Here is a 20810-nt window from a genome sequence, read left to right as displayed (position 1 = left end):
CCTTCAAGGTGACAGGAAACTGGGCAAGTTTTATCGGTGCACGCTCAGACTTGCTATACATACCGATGATGCCTTTTCCATCTGGCGATAATATCAAACTCCAGTCTGCCTGCAAGGTGATGGGGTCCAGATAAAGTTGGCGTATGTGGCGGCGAGGCATGGGGTAACGCGGGTCGCGCAACAGGTCATTGAGTGTGGCCGGAGCGCGCAGCGCGCCGGGTGGTGATGCACTGGCATAGCTTAACAAGGCTTGCTGGTATTGTTGCCCGATGAAAAGCAAGTCATCTTCTGCAGCACGTCTTTGCATAAGACTGTGTGCTTGCATGGTGGCGAGCGCAGCGATCGACAACAAGGCCACACTCAATAGCAAACCAAGATAAGCCATGCCATTTTGATGGCACGGCGTGTCGTGTGTGTTGATACTGATGTTGATATACTTTTGCACGCGCATGTACTTAAAGAGCTTGATAAGCCGTGCCATCTGCACGCTGGCCTTGCGCACCGCTTTGTATATTATAGACTTGCCCTTGTGCGCCATCTATGGGCGCAATGATTTGCCAGCTTGTTGTACTTTCGGTGATGGGGTCTATTGGCATGCTCTTTAAATACTTGCGCTCTACGAGTTCTTCAAGATTTTCTGGATAACGGCCCGTATCAGCATAGAATTTGTCTATGCTTTCTCTGGTGGTGCGCAGGTTTTCGACCAGCACAGCTTCTTTACCTTTATCCAGGCTTTGATAATAACGGGGCAGAGCCAGGGTACTGAGCAAGGCAACGATGGCGAGCACCACCAGTAGCTCTATCAGAGTAAAACCATTGTTTCGCGTACACAAGGAGTATTGATTTATTGCCTGTCGCATATTTTCACCATTGCGTATAAGCGATGCCATTTAAGCCTTGGCGGGAATTAGTCGAGTAAACGTCATATACATCGTCACCTTCTTGCGGGTCATTTGCTTCGCTTGCATAACTGCGTTTGCCCCAACTGGCAGCAGGCTCCAGATTGACATTTGCTTGCATGGGGTCACGCGGCAAGCGACGCAGGAAATATATTTTTCTGTGGCCAGGGTCGCGCTGGTCAACGACGCCTTCGACCAATATATCCAGCGTAGCGGGGTAACCGGTTGAATTAAAATTCTTGGGGATGCGCCCTTCATCACTGAGACGCTTGTACTGATCAATAGCAGTGCGTATTTCGCGTAGTGCGAGTTTTAGCTCCCTCTCTTTACTACGCTGCACGGCGATCTGCGCAACGGGCATGGCAATGCTTGCAAGCACGCCTAGAATTGCCAGGGTAATCAGCAATTCTATCAGGGTGAAGCCATTTTCCGGTGTGCGTTTCATGTCGCTCTATAGTTACCTTGTATATATCTATCAACGTAATGATCAGGGTTGAACTTCAACATTAAAAGGTAGCAGGGCTTGAGCGGGCAGATTGCGCCCCGCTGCGCCTACCGGCGCAACTGACAATACTTTAAGCGGAGTAGATTCTGCCGCAGCCATGGCCCGGAAGTTAATGGTCATCAAGCTGCCAGGGCTGCTGGCACCGCCAGAGCTACGAGTGTTACTGATAGTCACCTGCCCCTTGGGATCAATCGAAGCATTAAAGTTGGTAGGTGCCCCGCCCTGTTTGAGGAATATGCCTTCATTGACATTCACTACTTGCAGAACTGCCGGATCAAAACCTAATATGAGCGGCACACTGGTTACGGGTTGATCAGATTGCATGATCAACTGCAAGGAAAATACGTCGCCAATTTTTACACTGCGCGGGCCTTGCCATTCCATTTGTGGCATACCGACATTGGTGATGCCGCCCGTTCCTGCAATACCACCTATACCGCCATTAATGCCGCCAGCATTATTGGCATTGTTGTTGCCGAGGCCGTTGGCTGGATTATTCGCCGGATTGTTGTCCGTTTTGACTGAGTTCCTGGCTGCATCATTTGATACTGCGCCGCTGCTTGTATTTGATGCCGGTGCAGTATCAGACATGTCAGGCCTTACCCTGAAGCTGGTATCGGTGCCAGACTGAAATTCGGCATTACGTATTTCTGGCTGCTGGATATTGCGTATGAGGTGCGGCGTTATCGACAGGACGATTTCTGTCTTCTGGCTATCGTCAAGCTGGCTGCCAAACAGGCGGCCAACAATAGGCATTTCACCGAGGCCAGGTACCTTGTTGCCAGAATTGCGCTCCTCATCATTGATCAGGCCTGCCAGTATTTGCGTCTCGCCATTTTTCAGGCGCAGGACGGTGCTGGCTGTTCGGGTGCCGATCTGGTAAGCAACCGAGCCAGACTGCGTTTTCAATTGATTGGTCAGGCTGCTGACTTCAAGAGCAATCTTGATACCCACGTCGTTATCCAGATAGATAGTGGGTTCAACCTCCAGCTTCAAGCCCACTTCTATATAGTTGATGTTTTCTGAAACAAAACCAGTGGAGGTGGCGGTGGTCGTGATATTGGGCACGCGCTCACCTATTAATATCTTGGCTTTTTCATGGTTTTTCGCACGTATGCGCGGGTTGGCCAAAAGATTGGCGTCACCCGTCTCACGTCTGGCCTTGACCGAAACCGGCCCAATGGTCGCCCCTATAGTGGAAGGGTTGAGGTTATTTTTGAGGTCACGCAAAGTCAGGGCACCGCCAGAAGCGGATGGCAAGGGCGCTAGGCTCAGGCTGTTTGGCCATTGTATGCCCAGGTCCAGCAAACGGGTGCGTTTGATTTCCAGTATCTCTACTTCAAGCATGACCTCTGGTTCTGGCAGGTCTTGCAGAGCGATGATTTTTTCTGCCAGCTTGATGGCGTCCGGGCTGTCTCTGAGGATAAGCATATTGAGCTTTTCATCGACAACGATGTCACGCGTCTTGACCAGAGTCTTGAGCGAATTCGATACGGTTTTTGCTTCGGCATTGGTCAGGTAAAAACTCTTGACGACCATCTCCTGATACTCTTTTTGTTTGGCTGCAGTATTGGGATAAATGAGTATCGTGTTCCCATCCAGAACCTGTTTTTCCAGCTGATTGGTCAGCAAAGTAAAATGAATCGCCGATTCTATGCTGCTGTTTTTCAGGAACAAGGATGTGCGCTGATCAGTTTTTACGTCGCGGTCAAATAAGAAATTGATACCGGATGTACGGGAAATCACTTCAAAGACCTGCTTGACTGGTGCATCACGGAATTCAATATTAATGGTTTTCCGGTAGGCAGCATTCAACCTGGTTTCCTGTGGTGCCTGCGCGACAGACTCCGCGACCATTCTGGCGAGCTTGTTGGCGGCGACATTACCGGGGTTTTCTGCCAGTACTTTTTTAGTCAGCGCCTGAGTGCGGCTGTAATCTTTTTTATCAAATGAGGCCTGTGCTTCAATCATCAAAGCGGCGTGCTGCTCAAGTTGTTCGAGTCTGGACAAGCCCGCCCTTGCCTGCTCATTTGCCGGATCGATATTCAAGATTCTTTGAAAATTTTCTTTGGCAGCAGCAAGTTTTTCCAATTTTATGGACAAATCTGCCTGCTCTTGCAGCTTATAGATGATCTGCTCACGCGTTTTCAGATAGGCTTTGCGATATTCAAGCTGGCCAGGTGCCTCGTTCATGGCCAGTTTGAATTTCTCAAGCCCGTCTTCGAGTTTATCTTGTGCAATCAAATCTTTGCCATCACGATAGGCCATCTGTGCTGCACAACCAAACAGCGACATGCAAATGATCATCAGGGTTAGTAACCTGCGGCGGGATAAATGTGGAATTGAATTCATGAATGCTCTTTTTTAATCCGTGCTACCGATTTGCAACGTCTGTACCTGATTCAGAGGCAGGTAAGTGATGCTCATCATGGTCGGCTTGATGGCATCGACGCGGTAGATATTTTCAATAATAGTTTTTTCCTGGACGATAAAAGTCCTGTCTCCGCTGGAGAGGTAAACTTCTATATGACCATCATCTGTCTTTTTACCAAGATAACGAAATGGTAGCGGTGGCGCAGTTGGTGGCGGTGGTGGTGGCGGTTTGGCTGCTGGTGGGGGTGGAGGCGTCCAGCTTTGCGCATCAAAGAAATTTCCATTCACTTTGTAACCAGCAGCAATTAATTGTTTCCTGTCGATGACAGCAGCAATCGTCGGCACCTGACTTGCAACGGGTAGTTTTGCGTTGGCGTTCACTGCCCTGGTGCCAGCAAGATTTGTCTGCGGTACCTGTGTTTTCTTGACTGGTGTCACGGCCTCAACAACATCTGCATCGGGAGTCTTATCGGCAAACATGGCCAGCCATGCAGCAACAGCCAAACAGACGCTCAGCAATATCTTGCGCGGGCTCATTCAAAACCTCTGTCGGGCGCTGTGGTAGTTGCACTCACATAGATGGTGAATATCATTTTCGATTCTATCGTAGTACCGTTGATGACTTCACGTTTGAATGAAATTTCATCCAGCGATGCAAATGGGATAGTCAACAATACTTGCTCTGCAAATTTCCGGATTTGCAGATAACTTCCCTTCACAGGCAATTGCACCTTATAGGCATAAAATTTACCCGCACTATTTTCTGCCAGTTGATACTCGCCAGCTTTCAGGCTGACACCTGCCTCATTGGCCAGATAAAGTATGGTTTTAACTTGCTGCTCTACATGCTTCTTTTCTCCCAGCAATTCATAAAACGCGTTCAGGCGTTGTAAATTATCATCCGGTGCTGGTGTTTGCTTTGCGACATTCAATTGCAGGCGCCTGGCCTGCAAATCAGCTTGCTGCTCTTCCATCCTATAAATTTGCTTTTGTACATAAGGTACGCCTTGCCACCAGGCGGCACCAGCAACAAGCAACAGACTGAACAACAGCAATGTAGACCAGCCCAATCTATATACTGAAAGCGCAATGGCGAGTCGAATTTGTCTTGGTAAGCCGGGGGTATGTTTTAGAGATGTCGTCATTGCCTGACTCCGTCACGCCACTGCACTTCAAATTGAAACCTGTATGGTTTGTTCTGGTCTCGTTCGTTGATCTCGTGCTTTTCAAGAACCACAGCGGTAAACAGCTTTTGCTGTTTCAAGACTTCGATATACGCAATCATATCGTCGCCATTTTTTGTCTCTGCAATTGCTTTCAAACTGGCTTTTTGACTATTCGGTGTCACTTGCAACAAGGCGACCCTGTCGGAACTGGCTTTTTCCAGCGCGTCAAACACATCCGTCCAGGGCAGATTGAGTTTGGCAACTGCCTGATTGATCGCAATCACTTGCTCCTGAGGTAGCTTGGCAGTTGGCACCCTGATTTGCCTTTTCTCTACCTTCTCGATATCGGCCGTTAAGGCCTGTACTTTTTCAGTAGCATGCATGCTGGCTTGCATCAATTGTTTACCACGCAACGCCAGGCCACAAAGCAGGATCAAGGTGAAGGCCGCCAGCAGCAGCACTGGCAATGAGGCGTAATGCAAACGCTTTGTCACGGAATCCGGGGCAAATTCTATTTGTATTGATCTCATGAGGCGACCTCCGCCATGTTTCCCGACGAAGCATTGGCAATCGCTCTTTTATTTGCGAGGTCTATTTTTGCGAGTTGATACTGATCAGTACGGTGCAACAGGCTGATTTGCCATGCCACCGGGATTCGACCAGCAAGCCACAATTGCTCAGGTGGCGTCAAATGATGCAGCATTGCTTGTCTTTGTAATTGGGTCTGCAGCCACAGGTTATCGCTATCCTTGGGCAAGAGTATGCTGGTAACCATATTTACACTTCCGTCTTGGAATGCAGCCAATGTCATGGCTTGCTCGTCAATAGACGCAAACCAGCCATCTGTTGCAAGTCTTTGCTTGCATTGATTCCATAACCACACAAAGCGGGGCTGCAAACTCAATATTTTTTGACCTGATTGCTTACTTGCAATGCCTATTTTTTCCAGAAGCACCTTGGGAATGGCGCAAACTAAAGAAGGGTCATTACCTTGCCAGTCAGCGCTAATGTGCCAATCATCCCCAGGCACGCCAAACAAAGTTTCCAGACGCATCTGCGCTGCCGCATGAAGATCTTTTAAAGACCGTGCCTGCGCAGGTGGTGCCAGCACAAAACACTTGACCAAAACATCATCCACTATCAATTCGAGCAACAATTTTCTATCTGGATAGCTGGCAAAGACCGACTGCCAATGCGCGCAAAAATGATTGGCATCCTGCTCTATGTCGAAAGGAACTGGCGCTATAGCCTCAAGTGCTCTCGAGCGGCGGAGTTTTGATGCTTGCCGGCTGATACGAAACTGGCTGGCGTTGATCTCAACCAATAAGGACGAACAAAAGAATTTAAGCATGTAGCGTAATCCTTTTTATTTCTTCCAGCGTCGTGTCACCGCGCCTGACCATTGCCAGCGCAGCTTCGCGCAAGGTCGTTGTACCATTTCGTCTTGCAGCGTCCTTGATCTGCCTGATAGGACGTTTTTCAATAATCATTTCACGGATTTCATCAGTCAAAGTCAGTATCTCTGCGATGGCGCGCCTGCCTTTGTAACCGGTTCCACGACAATCACCACAACCTTGTCCTTGCCTGAAATGGTAATCGTGAACGTCTTCCACGTTCAGATTGACCCGCTTCAACATATGTTCATCAACAGTGATTTCTGTCGAACAATGCGGGCAATTGATACGTACCAAACGCTGTGCCCAAATGCCATTCAACGCAGACACAAAGGCGTAAGGATCAATACCCATATGAGCAAAGCGCCCAAAAACATCGAATACATTATTGGCGTGCACTGTAGTGAGCACCAGATGGCCCGTCAGTGCAGACTGCACGGCTATTTCTGCAGTCTCCTGATCACGGATCTCACCCACCATAATCTTGTCGGGGTCATGACGCAAGATGGAACGCAGACCCTTGGCAAAGGTAAGCCCTTTTTTCTCATTCACGGGAATTTGCAGAATGCCGGGCAATTGATATTCAACCGGATCTTCAATGGTAATGATCTTTTCGCGCCCGCTATTGATTTCAGACAGTGCGGCATAGAGCGTCGTGGTTTTACCCGAGCCGGTAGGTCCGGTCACCAGCAACATGCCATACGGCTCTTCTGTCAACATGCGCAAAGTAACCAGTGAGGCTTCATCAAAGCCCAATGCTTCCAGACTAAGGGCACCATAGGCTTCTACCATTGCACGCTTGTCAAGGATACGGATGACCGCATCCTCGCCATGTATACTGGGCATGATGGAAAGCCGCAAATCGATTTCCCTGTCATTGACCTCAATGCAAAAACTACCGTCTTGCGGCACCCGGCGCTCTGAAATGTCGAGCTCAGCCAACACTTTAAGACGGGAAATCACCTGTTCCGCATCGGCGATACCGGTTGTAGAAGTGATGTGATCCAGCACACCATCAATCCGGTACTTGACGCTCAAACCATGTGCCGTGCTCTCCAGATGAATGTCTGAAGCGCCAACTTTTAAAGCATCGTACAAGGTGGTATTGACCAACTTGACCGCTGGGCTGGCTGCTTCGGAAACAGATTCAAATGACAGCCTGGTGGCGGCTTTGCTTTCACGCTTGGCAGCAGTATCAAGTGATGCAGTATTGGCCAGCGTATCTGTAGTGCGGGTAGTATCCTCATGACGCGACAGGTATGCCTGTATGTCGGTATTTAATGCCAGCCGGAACTGTATAGGCGATTTGGCGATGGAACCAAGCCATATCTGGGCATCAGGATCAAAAGGATCAGAGATAACAGCAAATAAGCAACTTTTCGTATCACGCAGTATCAGGCTTTGTTTTTGCATGGCCCGGTTCAGTGGCAGCAAATCAAAAGCGGGCACATGCGCCAGCAATTCCATCGTCTCCATCACAGGCATGTCGCAATAGTGGCCCAGCATTTGCAGCAACTTCCTGGGCTCAACCTGAGTCAGGTTCTGCAGGGCAAGCCAGATACTGACGCGATGTTGATTGGCGTAGTCCCTGGCCTGCTGCAGCAACTCGGGCGTAACCAAGACGCTGGTCATATTATCGGAAGTTGTATTCATGAAAGCCCATCCGCCAGATCAAATATAGGCATATACAAAAGCACCACGATAGTGCCAACAATCAGGCCAATGACAGCCATCAAAATTGGCTCAAAACTACGGATGAAACGGTCTATCCAGCGCGTGATTTCGCCTTCATAAAAATTGGCTGATTGCGTCAGCATCTTTCCTAATTCGCCTGTGCGCTCACCCACTCTTAACAACCGCTGGGAAATCGGTGTCGTCAATTCATATCGTTCAAAAGCCTCAGACAGCATGACACCAGATTCAATCGAAGCCGTTGCCTGAAGCAAGGCTGCTTGCATATTGCCCCCTGCCATGCTGGCAGCGGTGTTCAAGGCGGCAACGATGGGAATGCCGCCATCCAGCAACATGCCCAAGGTCATATACAGCCTGGATAAAGAATAAATACGGATAGACTCGCTAAACCCTGGAAATTTGGCAACCAGGCCCAAGGCACCGTTTCGTTGCCAGATACCTTTGATGAAGATGCCTGAAAACAAAATACCAGCCAGACAAACCAGAGTAAATACTGAGGCATGCTCTGTCACGAATGTCCCCCAATTCAACAGTAGCTGAGAGGACCACGGCAAAGCACGCCCGGTACCACGATAAACTTCAGCAAAACGGGGCACAACATACACCAGCAAAAAGAATGTAACTGCGCCACCAACCAAAAACAGAATGGCAGGGTAAATAAGGGAGCTGATAATTTTATTCCGGACGACATCAATACGCTGTTGGTATTCAATAAACCGCGCCAATGATGGCGGTAAAGTACTAGCGCTTTCTGATGCCTGGACAATGCCGACAAATAAATTCGGAAAGTATTCCTCTTGCTCAGCCAGCACTTGTGAAAAGCGCTTACCTTCCTGCAAACCAGTCAGAATGCCAGACAATACAGTACGAATTTCCTGGTTTTGCTCTTTTTCCAGTAAAGCTTCCAGTGCTTCTACAATAGTCAGGCCAGCATTAAGCAAAGCCAGTAACTCCTGGCTGAACAGTAACAATGAAAATTTTGCAGGCCTTAGCCCGGAGCGACCGGTCTTCAATAGTGACAGCGCACCAATCTGCTGCAGTGAAGATATCACCCAGCCGCGGCTCTTTATCACCAGGCGCACTTCGGCTTCAGTGCGTGCCTCGATGATTTCTTCAACGATTTGCTGATCAGGTGTCAGTGCCCTTATTTTGAAGCGCATAGTTTGATTTAAAAAGTTTGCGCCAAAAGCACCTAGTTACTAATATCGGCATCATCGCCCGTGCCGCCCGCCAGCCCATCTTTGCCGTAAGAAATGATCTCAAAATCCTTGTCCTTGGCCGGAGACAGGTAACGATAAGGACGCCCCCAGGGGTCAAGTGGAATGGATTTCTTCAAATAAGGTCCATTCCATTTTGTATTTGCCGATGGATTTTCCAGCAAACCGGTCAAGCCCTCTTCTGTCGTTGGAAACCGCCCTACATCAATACGGTAGGTATCCAGTGCTTTTTCAAACGCAGTAATTTGCGCCTTCGCAACCGCCGCCTCAGACTTGCCAATTTGTGCAAAATACTTTGGCCCCACATACGAAGCCAGCAAGCCTATGATGACCACCACAACCAGCAATTCCAGCAGGGTGAACCCGGCGTTTCTTTGCAGAGCATTCATGCCTGCTTTTGCTTTTACTTGGGCTTTTACTTGGGCTTTTACTTGGGCTTTTGCTTGCGTTTTTGCTTGCGTTTTTGCTCGCGTTTTTGCTTGCGTTTTTGATCGCGTCTTTGCTCGCGTTTTTGCTCGATATATTACGTTCACCTGATACCTGATCGTCTAACCTGAAAGATGTGCTTCTGCAAAAACTTCCACTGAACTCACATAGCGATCAGCATCAGAGCAATAATTCGGGAATGTAAAAGAATGTGCCTAAATTTTAGACAGTCGCGGAGCTTAGCATAAATTCAATCAAAATGGAAGGTTGAAAAGTTGTGTATTAATACACCTCAGAATTCCATCACAACTGAAAAAGCCCTTGATAATTTATCAAGGGCTTTTCATGTTCTGGCGGAGAAGGAGGGATTCGAACCCCCGATAGTATTGCTACTACGCCTGATTTCGAGTCAGGTACATTCAACCACTCTGCCACTTCTCCGGCTTGGTTGTTCGTTATAAACGAAGCCTATGATTATAGCAAAGAACTTGCTCAATTCAAAATTACACGATTAACAAGCCCATAAGATATGGGCCAGCATCGCTGCGGTCATGACATCAAGATGTCACAAAGCAAGACTATATTCTGATGCAATGCGGCAAGATATCGTTCGCACTTATGGATGCAATTGTAAAGCACCTCGCATTTCAATAGTGGGATTAGCTTTAATGGAAAGTAGTTTAGCGAGGGATACTGTGGATTATCTGTCTCAGCAAAACCTGGTATCAGAGCAAGACATCAGCCAGTTTGGTGCGAAGTCTGCGGCGCTGATGCTAGCGCATCTGCAGCGTATTATTGAGCAGCGCCAGCTTACTGCACGCTTCCAGCCCATCGTCCAGATGCAAAATGGTGGCATACTTGGCTATGAGGGTCTGATACGCGGCCCATCGGACAGCCCGCTGCACTCCCCTGTCAATTTATTCAAGGCGGCGTGGGACAATAATCTGACAGTGACGGTAGAGCACCTGTGCCGCCGTATCGTGCTGGAACAATTCGCTGCGCAGAAATTGCCTGGCAAGCTCTTTTTAAATGTCAGCCCTGAATGCCTGTTGCAAAGAGACGTGCGCTATGGCGAAACGCTGGATTACATTCATGAACTTGGCATCAACCCTGAACGCGTCATTATAGAACTGACGGAATACCAGCCCACGCATGACTATGCTTTGCTGTGTGAGGCTGTCATCCATTATCGTGAGATGGGTTTTGAAATTGCGATTGATGATTTGGGTGAAGGTTTTTCTAGCCTGCGTTTGTGGTCAGAATTAAAGCCTGACTATGTCAAAATCGACATGCATTTTATCCAGGGCATCGATCATGATCCGGTCAAGGCGCAGTTTGTACGCTCGATACAAAGCATCGCTGAAAAATCTGGTACACGCGTCGTTGCCGAAGGCATAGAAACCCAGGCTGAGTTATTGGCTGTGCGTGATCTGGGGGTGGCATGTGGCCAGGGTTATCATATTGCCCGCCCTCACCCTACCCCTGCGCGCGCAGTATCAGCTGAAGTGGCGCGGATTCTTACGCCCAATCAGTATCAGGCAGCGCGACGTACCGCTGGCAGTTTTGAGCAAGCGGCTACGGTGGAAAAGATTTTAAAGACACCGCCTACCATTTCTTCACGCATGCTGAACAACCAGGTCGATGACATCTTCTTGCAAAACCCAAAATTGCAGATCATTCCCGTGGTTGATGATGGCATTCCTGTCGGCCTGATCAACCGCTATCACATGATAGACCGTTTTGCCCGCCCCTATCAGCGAGAACTATACGGCAAGAAGCCTTGTGCGATATTTATGGAGGCGCATCCTGTTATTGTCGATAAAAATACTAGCATGCAAGATGTCAGCCACATTATTGTCGAAGCCAATTCCGAGCAATTGATCAATGGCATCATCATCACGGATCAAGGCCGTTACATAGGCCTGGGTAGCGGACCAGACTTGATGCGTGAGATCACTCAAATGCAAATCAATGCCGCGCGTTATGCCAACCCCTTGACGCAACTACCGGGCAATGTACCTATAAATGAACATATTGATGTATTGCTACAGAAAGAACAGTCTTTCTGCGCCTGCTATTGTGACCTGGATCATTTCAAGCCGTTTAATGATGTTTATGGCTATCGCCGTGGTGACGACATCATACAAATGACCAGCGATGTATTAAAACAGCACTGCGATCCGCAACTGGATTTTATCGGCCACATCGGTGGCGATGATTTCATTATCCTGTTTCGCAGCGAAGATTGGGAAGTACGTTGTCAGGCAATACTGGCGAGTTTTTCCGAGGCCATCCATGACTTTTACAGTAATGAAGACCGGGAAAAAGGTGGTTACCTCAGTGAAGACAGACAGGGCAAGAAAGTGTTTTACCCACTGGTCAGTCTGTCTCTTGGCGTAGTAAAGTCAAGAGCGAATCGCTATTACTCACATCACCAGATTTCCATCGCAGCATCAGATGCCAAAAAGCAGGCGAAGAAGATACATGGAAATAGCCTGTTTGTAGATCGCCGCTCTGAAATGGATTTGCTGGTAGGCTAAATACAATCTGCAAATAAAAACGCGCTTCACTACATAAAGTGAAGCGCGTTTTTGTTGATACACAGATGACTTACGCTGCAGGTACCAGTTTTTCCAGGCCACCCATGTATGGACGCAAAGCCGTAGGGATGATGACAGACCCATCCACCTGCTGATAATTTTCCAGCACGGCGACCAGAGTACGACCAACTGCCAGTGCCGAGCCGTTAAGGGTGTGTACCAGTTCTGGTTTACCCTGGGCATTGCGGAAGCGAGCCTGCATGCGTCGCGCCTGGAAGTCGAACATATTCGATATGGAAGAAATCTCACGGTAAGTGTTTTGTGCTGGCAACCATACTTCCAGATCGAAAGTCTTACATGCACCAAAACCCATATCGCCAGTGCAAAGACTCATGACGCGGTAAGGCAACTCCAGCTTGGCCAAAACAGCCTCTGCATGGCCCACCATGTCGCCCAGGGCTTCCATGGATTTTTCTGGGTGAACGATTTGTACCATTTCAACTTTGTCGAATTGATGCTGACGTATCATGCCCCGGGTATCACGACCTGCACTACCCGCTTCAGAACGGAAGCATGGTGTGTGCGCCGTCATTTTGATTGGCAATGCATCAGCAGCCAGAATCTCGTCACGCACAGTATTCGTCAATGTGACTTCTGAAGTCGGAATCAGGTAAAACGTCTCGCCCGCGCCTTCTTGTCCACCTTTTTTTACTGCGAACAAGTCTTCTTCAAATTTGGGCAACTGGCCAGTGCCGCGCATGGAATCAGCATTCACCATATAAGGCGTATACATTTCAGTATAGCCATGTTCCAGTGTTTGCATGTCGAGCATGAACTGGGCGAGCGCGCGATGCAGGCGCGCCATGCCGCCTTTCATGACAGAAAAACGGGAACCGGTCAGTTTGACTGCCGTTTCAAAATCCAGACCCAGGGCAGAACCGATATCCACATGATCCTTGACTTCAAAATCAAATGTACGTGGCGTACCGACCTTGCGCACTTCCACATTACCCGTTTCATCCTCGCCGACGGCAACGGATTCATGCGGCAGGTTGGGAATGGTTTGCAGGAATGCACTCATGCGCACTTGCACATCGCTCAAATGCGTTTCTGATGCTTTCAACTCTTCTGGGATGCTGGCAACCTCTGCCATCAAGGCTGATGCATCTTCACCTTTGCTTTTCAGATTACCAATCTGTTTGGACAAGGTATTGCGCTTGCCTTGCAACTCTTCAGTACGGGACTGGATTTGCTTGCGTTCGGCTTCGAGGGCATTAAAAGTTTCTACATCCAGCTGGAACTTGCGGGTCGCCAGACGCGCTGCCACATTGGCAATATCTTTGCGCAAAAGTTGAATATCTATCATAATTTTCAGTGCGGTAAACTAAGCTAATCGACTATTGTATCAAGGGATAGGCATTTCCCCTATTTTCAAAAAAGGGAAATGCCGTTTTTACATCAAAATCTACGTAATCAATATTTCACAAGGCTACGATAAACCAGCTTGGTATTACCTTCTGCAGGCACATTGATTTTCCATACCGCCGTGTTGCTGGCACTCTTGGTATAAGGATGACTGCTGCTCAAGACTTGCCAGTCACCAGGCATGGGCTCTTGTACTGTAACGATGACGGCTTCTTTTTTAGCATTTTTCAATACCAGCTCGTAAGCGCTTTCAGAAACATAATTGTATTTACCGCTCGCTGCGAGTTTTTTGAAGTCAGTCTGCTTCTTGTCTGCGGTTACATCAAATGCTTCACCCAGTTTCAGGCGGACTTTTTCATTCTTTGGCGTGTGATCAACACTGTCTTCACCAATGAACTGGGCATTGCCAGCGCCATCTTTTTTGTAAACGCGCACAACACCTTTGGGTAAAGGCATACCCAATTGCGACGCTTCTTTATTCTCGAATTCAACAAAGACGCCTATTTTCATTTTTTGGCCAAGGTCACCATAACTGCTTTGGTAGTAATAATCACTACCCGCCAATAACAACTCCTTACGCGCAGGTACACCAGATGCAGACAACAAAGCCACTTGCTTGGTCTGGTTTTCTGCAATGATAGTTGGCCTGTCCAGCGTGTAGAGGTGATACTCAAACAAAGATTCTTCCGCCATTGCTTTTTTGGCCATCATGGGTTGTGGGGCATCCAGTCTCTTTATTGAACTACCGGTAATCTCTATCCTTTGCAATACCTGATGCACATCACCCGCCACCAGTTGCAGCTTGGCATTGCGGTAAGTCGTACCACTGGTATTGCCCAGCGTGACCCAGCCTGAAATATCAAGTTTGTCATCAGCAGCATTCAGTTCGACGACATAATCTGCCTTCCAGGACAATCCGCCAGTCAGGTAGCTGAGTTCTACATCCTGTTGTTGCGCACCGTTGTTATCAAGTGCCATGACCAGGGTAGGACGGTCTCGCAAATTTGCCGGCACATCGGGATAAATGATACGGCCTGGCAGACCAGTTTCTATACGGTCACCTATCTTCAATACTACACCATTGTTGGCAGACAAGACTTGCGCAGACTCTGTCGTCTCTGCACCTGTCGCAGGGTTGGTACGAATGATGCTGACATCACGGCCCACATATTTTTCCAGCAGTTTTTGCGGTGTCAGCAAATCAAAATTAAAGTTTTGCTCAACGACAGACAAGCTGCCTGGAGATGACAGGCTGCGCAGCAAGGCGGTTTCAGCGCGCATCTTGGCACTAACGTCGCGGAAAGCCAGTGCGCTTGCGCCGCGTTTCAAAGGCAGCTTACGCTGATCTTTAATCAGGGCCAGGTTTTCATTGTAGATCGTGACGGCAACTTCTTTCTGGTCAGCCAAAGTACTGCGCTGCTCTTCTGTCTGCGCATAGGCTGAGCCTGCCAGTGACAATAACAATAGGCTTGCGCTTGCGGTAAATGTTTTATTCATGAAAGTCCTTATTATGATTATTGATTTGCAATGAGATATAAAAGAATGAAACTGAGACGAATGAAATTTAAACGAACGAAGCTTAAACAATTGAAATGCAAACGAAACTGAAATTACTTGGCCTGATCATCCAGGCTGCGCAAATACGCGAGCTTCTCTGCTATCTTGATTTCCAGCCCACGCGGTACGGGGTGGTACCAGGATTCATTTTCCAAGCCTTCTGGCAAATAGGTTTCCCCTGCGGCATAGGCATCTGGCTCATCATGGGCATAGCGATACAATTTGCCATAGCCCAGTTCTTTCATGAGTTTGGTCGGCGCATTGCGCAAATGCTCGGGTACGACGCGCGACTTGTCTTTGGCGATCATGGCCCTGACAGCGTTATAAGCCTTATATACTGCGTTTGATTTGGCAGCGCAGGCAAGATAAATCACCGCTTCTGCCAGTGCCAGCTCACCTTCAGGTGAACCCAATCTTTCATAGGTTTCTGCCGCATCAAGGCAAATACGCAAGGCGCGCGGATCTGCCAGGCCTATATCTTCTGACGCCATGCGTACTATGCGTCTTGCCATGTAACGTGGGTCGGCACCGCCATCAAGCATGCGCACCAGCCAGTACAAGGCTGCATCAGGATTGGAACCGCGTACCGATTTATGCAGCGCAGAAATCTGGTCATAAAAGGCATCGCCGCCTTTATCAAAGCGGCGCAAGGCATCACCCAGGCATTCACCCAACAGACCCTGGTCTACTGTATCGAGATGTTTGGCGACTGCCGCATGGGCAACAATATCGAGATTATTCAGCAATTTGCGGCCATCGCCGTCAGCACTGGAGACCAGGCTGGCCATGGCCTCTGACGTGAGTGTCAAGCCATCCAGCTCACGTTCGCAGGCACGTAATACCATCGCTTGCAGATCTTCATCCGTCAGTGACTTGAGTACATACACGGAGGCGCGTGACAACAAGGCGCTATTGACTTCAAACGAAGGATTTTCTGTCGTCGCACCGATGAAAGTAAATAATCCACTCTCTACATGCGGCAAAAAAGCATCTTGCTGACTTTTGTTGAAGCGATGGACTTCATCGACGAACAAGAGAGTCCGGCGATGTGAAGTTGCCTGCAGTATCTGGGCACGCTCTACCGCTTCACGTATATCCTTGATACCTGAGAGGACTGCCGACAAGGCGATGAATTCACAAAGGAAAGCGTCTGCCATGAGGCGCGCCAGCGTAGTCTTGCCTACGCCTGGCGGCCCCCACAAGATCATGGAATGTGGCTCACCAGATTGAAAAGCCACGCGCAAAGGCTTGCCCTCGCCCAGGATGTGCTGCTGACCGATGACGTCGTCCAGCGTAGCTGGACGCATGCGCTCTGCCAGAGGTGCAGGCTTTTTGCGCGGATTAGTGTGCAACATATTCATTCAAACGCTACTACTGGCGAAATACATCTGCACCAGTAGGCACAACGAACTTGAATTGTTCAGGCTTCAAGACAGGATTTTTTTCCAGGTTCTTCAATGTCAGGGTAGAAAACTGACCAAAATTATCGTGCAACTCCAAAGCAACAGGCACGCCATCTTTCATGCCTATGCCTATGGTCTCAAACTGTGAATCTTTGGCTTTGGGCGTGGCTTCCAGCCATTCCAGCCCCTGCTTGGCACCGACCTCTTTGAAATTGAAATTCTTGTCCAGATCAGCCGCGCCAGCGCTGCCAAACAAAATGGCAGCGGGGCTGGAGCCCAGGGAGTTACCCAGAGGACGTATCGTGACCTGATTCAAGTCTTTATCGTAGATGTAGAGCTTGTCGCCATCTGCCTGCAAAAGTTGCTCATACGGCTTCATATAAGACCAGATGAACTTGCCCGGACGGGCGAACACGAAGTTGCCTGTTGCTGTCTTGCTGATCTTGGGATTGCCGTCGACCATTTTGACTTGCTGCTGGGTAAATTCACCCTTGGCACTTTTATTGTTGGTGACGAAGGATTTGAACTGTTCGACCGCAGTAGCGGATGCCCATGCAGGTACCATGGCAAGTGTAAATGCACCCGCCACCAGTTTTGTCATCATCTTAGATTGTTTCTTCACTGATTTATCCTGTTCTGTTGCTTTATTCAGTATTCCCGGCGGGCACCAGAATTTCGCGGTTACCGTTAGACTGCATGGTAGATACGACACCACTTTGCTCCATTTGTTCCAGCAAACGGGCTGCACGGTTATAGCCTATGCGTAAATGCCTTTGCACCAGAGAGATAGAAGCGCGGCGATTCTTGAGTACGATGGCAACTGCCTGGTCATACAAAGCATCGGCCTCACCACCACCTGCTCCGGCAGTTTCACCACCAGCTTCACCGCCCTCTTCCAGCGTGCCGCCTTCGAGTATGCCTTCTATGTAATTTGGCTCGCCCTGCGATTTTAAATATTCAACCACGCGATGCACCTCTTCATCCGAGACAAAAGCACCATGCACACGGACAGGCAAGCCTGTGCCCGGTGGCATATAAAGCATGTCACCCATACCTAGCAGAGCCTCTGCGCCCATCTGGTCAAGAATAGTGCGCGAGTCTATCTTGCTGCTGACCTGGAAGGCGATACGGGTAGGAATATTCGCTTTGATCAGGCCAGTGATCACATCCACCGATGGTCGTTGCGTCGCCAGTATCAGATGCAATCCTGCAGCGCGGGCTTTTTGTGCGATACGGGCAATCAACTCCTCAACCTTTTTGCCGACTACCATCATCAAATCAGCCAGCTCATCAATAATAATGACGATGGTTGGCAGTTTTTCAAGGGGCTCTGGTGCATCTGGCGTCAAGCTGAAAGGATTAGGGATATGTACTTCCTTGCGGGTTGCCTCGGCAATCTTGGCGTTATAGCCAGCCAGATTACGCACACCGAGTTTGGACATGAGCTTGTAACGGCGCTCCATTTCTGCCACAGCCCAGTTCAGGGCATGGCCTGCCTGGCGCATATCGGTGACCACTGGTGCCAACAAATGCGGTATGCCTTCATAGACTGACATCTCCAGCATTTTTGGATCGATGAGTATCATGCGCACATCATTCGGGTCTGACTTGTACAGCAGCGACAGGATGGTAGCATTGATACCCACAGACTTACCGGAACCCGTAGTACCTGCCACCAGCAAATGCGGCATCTTGGCCAAGTCAGCACAAATAGGAAGGCCCCCGATATCCTTGCCCAATGCTACCGTCAGGCTCGATGAACTGTCGTTATAGACCTTGGAACCCAAAATCTCGGTCAGGCGCACGATCTGGCGTTTAGGGTTAGGTAATTCCAGGCCCATAAAATTCTTGCCGGGTATGGTCTCGACCACTCGTATGGATGTCAGCGACAAAGAGCGGGCCAGGTCACGCGCCAGATTAACGATCTGGCTACCTTTGACACCTGTTGCCGGTTCGATTTCATAACGGGTAACTACCGGACCAGGATAAGCCGCCACTACCTTGGCATCAACACCAAAGTCTGAGAGTTTTTTCTCTATCAAGCGGCTGGTGAATTCCAGGGTTTGTACGCTGACAGTCTCTTGCACCACCGGGGCTTCGTCCAGTAAAGACAAGGGAGGCAGATTCGTGTCTGGCAATTCATTGAACAGGGAAACCTGCTTTTCTTTTTCTACGCGCTCTGAGCGCTGCACGGCAACTACCTGCGGTTCTATGCGTATTGGTGTGGCCTCGACGATCTTGGCCCTTTCCTGCACCACGACTTCTTCACGCTTGACGGCCGCTGTCTGACCAACGCGCCGGTCTTCTGCGTCTGCATGTTTGTTTTGTACGAACACGAACACCCATTCTACGCCTGCACCTATGCGTTCTGCGATAGTCAGCCAGGATACGTGGAAGTAGAGGCTGATACCTAAAGCAATCATCAGCAATAATGCAAGGGTCGCACCAGTGAAACCCAGCGCCGCGAAACCGGCCTTACCTATCAATTCACCCAACACGCCGCCCGGCCCCAGCGGCAAAGCCACTTTGAGGCTGTGCATGCGCAAGTATTCCAGGCCCATACTGCCAGCCAACAACAGGCCAAAGCCAATATTGCGCACCAGGATTTCAGAGAAACCGACATCAGGCTCCGGATCGGGGTTGAGTTTCACCCTTTGCGATAAATTACTGTACGAGATCCACACCTGACGGCAGGCAAATACACACCACCACCATGCCGAAAGACCAAATACATAAAACAGCACGTCAGACAGCCAGGCACCGAATTTGCCAGCAATATTATGTATGCGAGGGATATCCACGGACCTTGACCAACCCGGGTCTTGCGTAGAGTAGCTTGCCATGATCAGTATCAGGCAAATGCAAAATGCCGCCAGGGCTATCCATTTCGCTTCCATCAACAGAACCAGAAAACGGTTTGGTGGCGCTGCAGGTGCAGCAGTTTTCTTGCTTCGAGTATAAGCTTCGTTACCAGTAGTCATAAAACAGAGAGCAACCTCATTCGGACAGCTTTCAAAAGCTGACAAGATAGCATGAAGCCGTGTATGCGCCAAACATGTGCACTGTAACAGTTGAAACAGATATGCCCACCTGGCATCCACGGCAAGAAGACGACCATTAGGAGGATAGTCTATAATTTAGCCTTATCTCAGGATAGCGATGCAAAATCTGCAAAAAACTTGAAATTTGCATGAAAAACGCCATCTATTGCCCGCAACTCAGCTAATCATCCACTTTTTATCAGGTCTGCTATGTCCACACCCAAACATGCCCGCGTATTAATTCTTGGCTCTGGCCCCGCAGGTTATTCTGCAGCGGTGTACGCTGCCCGCGCCAATCTGAACCCTGTATTGATCACTGGTGTAGAACAAGGCGGCCAGTTGATGACCACCACCGATGTAGAGAACTGGCCTGCCGACCCTATGGGGGTACAAGGCCCGGAACTGATGCAGCGCTTTTTGCAGCATGCAGAACGCTTTAATACTGAAATCATTTTTGATTACATCCACACCGCCAAGCTTGATGAAAAACCGATACGCCTGATCGGCGACCAGGCGCAATATACCTGTGATTCATTGATCATTGCCACCGGCGCATCTGCCCAATACCTGGGGCTACCATCTGAACAGGCCTTTATGGGCAAAGGCGTGTCTGCATGTGCGACTTGCGATGGTTTCTTTTATCGCGGCAGGGAAGTGGCCGTCGTTGGTGGTGGCAATACGGCAGTGGAAGAAGCACTGTATCTGTCGAATATCGCCAGCAAGGTCACGGTTATTCACCGTCGTGACAAATTCCGTGCAGAGGCGATTTTGATTGACCGCCTGATGGCCAAGGTGGCTGAAGGCAAGATCGAAGTCAAATGGAATCATACGCTCGATGAAGTCATTGGGGACGAATCCGGTGTGACCGGCATCAATGTCAAAGATGCGGATGGCACAGTTACCCCTATCACTGTACACGGCGTCTTTATTGCAATTGGCCATAAACCAAATACCAGTATTTTTGATGGCCAGCTCGACATGAAGAATGGCTACATCAAGACCCGCACCGGTACTGAAGGTATGGCAACAGCTACCAATGTACCTGGTGTGTTTGCTGCTGGTGACGTGCAGGATCATATTTATCGTCAGGCCATTACCAGTGCTGGCACAGGTTGTATGGCAGCTTTGGATGCACAGCGCTTCCTCGAAGAATAAGTTACGTCAAGGAAGTA

Annotated in this window: 18 protein-coding genes and 1 tRNA gene; 2 read left to right on the top strand and 17 right to left on the bottom strand. The window is 49.2% G+C overall.

The features are described from left to right. The 12 genes from ACO0LG_RS23435 to ACO0LG_RS23380 all read right to left on the bottom strand — a co-directional run. Positions 1 to 445 (bottom strand): hypothetical protein (locus ACO0LG_RS23435; RefSeq protein ID WP_423029956.1); only part of this gene is annotated, 445 nt, incomplete at its 3' end. Positions 446 to 455: 10 nt separating this feature from the next. After that, complete coding sequence (locus ACO0LG_RS23430; protein WP_423029954.1) at positions 456 to 860, bottom strand: type II secretion system protein; 405 nt, start codon at positions 858 to 860, stop codon at positions 456 to 458. A 4-nt stretch (positions 861 to 864) separates the two neighbouring features. Continuing rightward, positions 865 to 1344 (bottom strand): type II secretion system protein, encoded by a 480-nt coding sequence (locus ACO0LG_RS23425; protein WP_423029952.1) that lies wholly within the window; start codon positions 1342 to 1344, stop codon positions 865 to 867. A gap of 42 nt (positions 1345 to 1386) precedes the next feature. Continuing rightward, entirely contained in the window at positions 1387 to 3756 is a 2370-nt protein-coding gene (locus ACO0LG_RS23420) for a cohesin domain-containing protein (protein WP_423029950.1), read from the bottom strand. 12 nt (positions 3757 to 3768) lie between these two features. Further along, positions 3769 to 4314, bottom strand: coding sequence for a hypothetical protein (locus tag ACO0LG_RS23415; RefSeq protein WP_423029948.1), 546 nt, complete (start codon positions 4312 to 4314; stop codon positions 3769 to 3771). After that, positions 4311 to 4922, bottom strand: coding sequence for a hypothetical protein (locus ACO0LG_RS23410; protein ID WP_423029946.1), 612 nt, complete (start codon positions 4920 to 4922; stop codon positions 4311 to 4313). Before ACO0LG_RS23410 ends, ACO0LG_RS23415 begins: the two co-directional genes overlap by 4 nt. Next, positions 4919 to 5473, bottom strand: coding sequence for a PilN domain-containing protein (locus ACO0LG_RS23405; protein ID WP_423029945.1), 555 nt, complete (start codon positions 5471 to 5473; stop codon positions 4919 to 4921). Before ACO0LG_RS23405 ends, ACO0LG_RS23410 begins: the two co-directional genes overlap by 4 nt. Further along, a complete protein-coding gene (locus ACO0LG_RS23400) occupies positions 5470 to 6294 on the bottom strand; it encodes a hypothetical protein (RefSeq protein WP_423029944.1) in 825 nt (274 codons plus the stop codon). Before ACO0LG_RS23400 ends, ACO0LG_RS23405 begins: the two co-directional genes overlap by 4 nt. Then, on the bottom strand, positions 6287 to 7990 hold the full coding sequence (locus ACO0LG_RS23395; RefSeq protein ID WP_423029943.1) for a GspE/PulE family protein: 1704 nt from the start codon (positions 7988 to 7990) through the stop codon (positions 6287 to 6289). The genes ACO0LG_RS23400 and ACO0LG_RS23395 overlap by 8 nt, the downstream gene beginning before the upstream one ends. Then, positions 7987 to 9189, bottom strand: a complete 1203-nt coding sequence (locus ACO0LG_RS23390; protein ID WP_423029942.1) for a type II secretion system F family protein — start codon at positions 9187 to 9189, stop codon at positions 7987 to 7989. Before ACO0LG_RS23390 ends, ACO0LG_RS23395 begins: the two co-directional genes overlap by 4 nt. A 32-nt stretch (positions 9190 to 9221) precedes the next feature. Further along, the gene (gene gspG / locus ACO0LG_RS23385) at positions 9222 to 9635 is read right to left on the bottom strand and encodes a type II secretion system major pseudopilin GspG (RefSeq protein ID WP_423029941.1); all 414 of its coding nucleotides are present in this window, start codon (positions 9633 to 9635) and stop codon (positions 9222 to 9224) included. Between the two features lie 388 nt (positions 9636 to 10023). Next, positions 10024 to 10113: transfer RNA gene (locus ACO0LG_RS23380), tRNA-Ser, on the bottom strand. A gap of 329 nt (positions 10114 to 10442) precedes the next feature. Here ACO0LG_RS23380 and ACO0LG_RS23375 point away from each other — a divergent pair. Continuing rightward, complete coding sequence (locus ACO0LG_RS23375; RefSeq protein ID WP_423029970.1) at positions 10443 to 12212, top strand: GGDEF domain-containing protein; 1770 nt, start codon at positions 10443 to 10445, stop codon at positions 12210 to 12212. Between the two features lie 70 nt (positions 12213 to 12282). Here ACO0LG_RS23375 and serS read toward each other — a convergent pair whose 3' ends face one another. From serS to ACO0LG_RS23350, 5 genes are all read right to left on the bottom strand, one after another. Further along, positions 12283 to 13578: a serine--tRNA ligase gene (serS, locus tag ACO0LG_RS23370; RefSeq protein WP_423029940.1), complete on the bottom strand. Its 1296-nt coding sequence runs from the start codon at positions 13576 to 13578 to the stop codon at positions 12283 to 12285. 107 nt (positions 13579 to 13685) lie between these two features. Beyond that, entirely contained in the window at positions 13686 to 15134 is a 1449-nt protein-coding gene (locus ACO0LG_RS23365; protein ID WP_423029939.1) for a DUF4139 domain-containing protein, read from the bottom strand. 113 nt (positions 15135 to 15247) lie between these two features. Beyond that, complete coding sequence (locus ACO0LG_RS23360) at positions 15248 to 16555, bottom strand: replication-associated recombination protein A (RefSeq protein ID WP_423029938.1); 1308 nt, start codon at positions 16553 to 16555, stop codon at positions 15248 to 15250. A 10-nt stretch (positions 16556 to 16565) separates the two neighbouring features. After that, positions 16566 to 17201: an outer membrane lipoprotein chaperone LolA gene (gene lolA / locus ACO0LG_RS23355; protein WP_423029968.1), complete on the bottom strand. Its 636-nt coding sequence runs from the start codon at positions 17199 to 17201 to the stop codon at positions 16566 to 16568. A gap of 40 nt (positions 17202 to 17241) precedes the next feature. Further along, positions 17242 to 19578: a DNA translocase FtsK gene (locus tag ACO0LG_RS23350; RefSeq protein ID WP_423029937.1), complete on the bottom strand. Its 2337-nt coding sequence runs from the start codon at positions 19576 to 19578 to the stop codon at positions 17242 to 17244. A gap of 270 nt (positions 19579 to 19848) precedes the next feature. Here ACO0LG_RS23350 and trxB point away from each other — a divergent pair, with 270 nt between their 5' ends. Then, complete coding sequence (trxB, locus tag ACO0LG_RS23345; protein WP_423029936.1) at positions 19849 to 20793, top strand: thioredoxin-disulfide reductase; 945 nt, start codon at positions 19849 to 19851, stop codon at positions 20791 to 20793. Positions 20794 to 20810: the final 17 nt, after the last annotated feature.

The sequence above is a fragment of the Undibacterium sp. Ji42W genome (assembly GCF_049340405.1).
In the GTDB taxonomy this organism is placed as follows: Bacteria; Pseudomonadota; Gammaproteobacteria; order Burkholderiales; family Burkholderiaceae_D; genus Undibacterium.
Note: the sequence above shows the minus strand (reverse complement) of the source record. Positions and strands in the feature narration are given on the sequence as shown.